The sequence below is a fragment of the Priestia sp. P5_B4 genome (assembly GCF_056400385.1).
In genome coordinates, this window is record NZ_JBFULJ010001033.1 from 1 (window position 1) to 1,231 (window position 1,231).

1 protein-coding gene is annotated in these 1,231 nt (G+C 38.5%); it reads left to right on the plus strand.

Annotated elements, in window-relative coordinates; all coding sequences use genetic code 11:
* A partial coding sequence (locus AC1DRF_RS28530; RefSeq protein WP_477742377.1) for a 4-hydroxyphenylacetate 3-hydroxylase family protein occupies window positions 1-1,201 on the plus strand: 1,201 nt, incomplete at its 5' end.
* Window positions 1,202-1,231: the final 30 nt, after the last annotated feature.

Here is a 1,231-nt window from a genome sequence, read left to right on the forward strand (position 1 = left end):
AACAAAAGAAGAGTTAAAAAAACGACGAGAGATGACTCAGCAATGGGCGCAATTAACCCATGGTATGATGGGAAGAAGTCCGGATTATATGAATACCGTATTGATGGCTTTTGCATCCTCTGCAGAACTCCTGAGAGGAACAGAAAACTGCTTTCCTGAAAACATCATTTCTTATTATGAATATGTAAGAGAGCACGATTTATCGCTCACTCATACATTCATCGATCCTCAAGTCAATCGAATCCAATTTTATTACGAGCAAAACGACGAACCGATAGCAGCAAAAATAGTTGATAAAAATAATGAGGGAATCGTTATCCAAGGCGCGAAACTGCTTGCTACACAGGGTGGAATGACGGATGAGCTGCTCGTACTGTCTTCAGCGGGCATTCAAGGAAAAGAAAAAGGATTTGCTTTTTCGATTCCAAGTAATACAAAAGGAATTAAATTTATTTGTAGAGAATCATTTACAGGAAAAGATTCGGCGTTTGATTATCCATTAAGTTCTAGATTTGAAGAAATGGATACAATTGTTGTCTTTGACCATGTATTAGTACCATGGAACCGCGTGTTTTTCTATGAAAATGCAGACGTATCAAATACATTCCTTGCTTCTAGTTCCTTCTCAGCTTTTGCTCTGCATCAGGTAACTTCAAGGAGAATTGTCAAAACAGAGTTTGTATTAGGGATTGTACAATCTCTGATCGAAACCATTAACATTATAGACTATCCGCATGTACGAGAAAAAGCAACGGAGCTTATTATTGCGTTAGAAACGATGAAAGCTCTCGTAATGAAAGCAGAAGAAGAAGCGGAGATTGATCCATGGGGRTACATGCGTCCAAATGAAACTACACTTCGTATTGCCGCAAATATATTTTCAAAAACATATCCTACCTTTACAGAGATTATCCAGCTTTTAGGTGCAAGCGGACTAATGGCAATACCAACAGAAAATACGTGCCGCTCATTGGTTAAAGAAGATATTACGCGTTATTTGCAAGCTAAATCGAGAGGGGCAGAAGATCGAATTAAGCTTTTTCGACTAGCGTGGGATTTAACTATGAGTCCGTTTGGCACAAGAGAAACACTGTATGAACGTTTTTTCTTTGGAGAGCCTGTACAGTTAACCAGTTATCTGTACTTATCTTATGATAAAGAGCGCTATGTACAGAGAGTAACCGATTTTTTGAAAAGTTAACGGAGAAAACGATTCTCCGCTGGGTATGAT